Here is a 449-nt window from a genome sequence, read left to right as displayed (position 1 = left end):
GCGGCGGTGATCCCGGAGATCGAATTCGCGGCGATCGTCGCCGGGCGGGTGAGCGAGGCGCAGCTCGCGCGCGTGAAGTTGCGCGGGGCCTGCGTGATCCGCGGCGTGTTCGAGCGCGAGCGCGCCGAGCGCTGGGATCGCGAGATCGCCGACTACGTGGAGCGCAATCGACTCGACGCGCGCCTCGAACATCGCGCCGAGGACAAGTACTTCGGCCAGCTCGCTTCCAGCAAGCAGCAGATCAATGGCGTGTACTGGTCGGCGCCGCAGGTGGAGGCGCGCCAGTCGCCGGAGTTGACGCAGGCGCGCGTGTTCCTGAACCGGCTGTGGCGCGCGCACAGCGAGGGGCGCCGCCATTTCGATCCGGACCAGGTGCCGGCCTATGCCGACCGGCTGCGCCGCCGCCCGCCGGGCTCGGCTTCGCTGGGGCTGTCGGCGCATTGCGACGG

General features: G+C 71.7%; 1 protein-coding gene. It reads left to right on the top strand.

Features of this window, described 5'->3' with window-relative positions; all coding sequences use genetic code 11:
* The coding region (locus tag FQ755_RS15580) for a YbiU family protein (protein ID WP_144155720.1) at window positions 1–449 on the top strand (449 nt) is incomplete at both ends.

Origin of the sequence: Paraburkholderia sp. BCC1885, assembly GCF_900996235.1 — a bacterium.
Lineage (GTDB): Bacteria > Pseudomonadota > Gammaproteobacteria > Burkholderiales > Burkholderiaceae > Paraburkholderia.
Note: the sequence above shows the minus strand (reverse complement) of the source record. Positions and strands in the feature narration are given on the sequence as shown.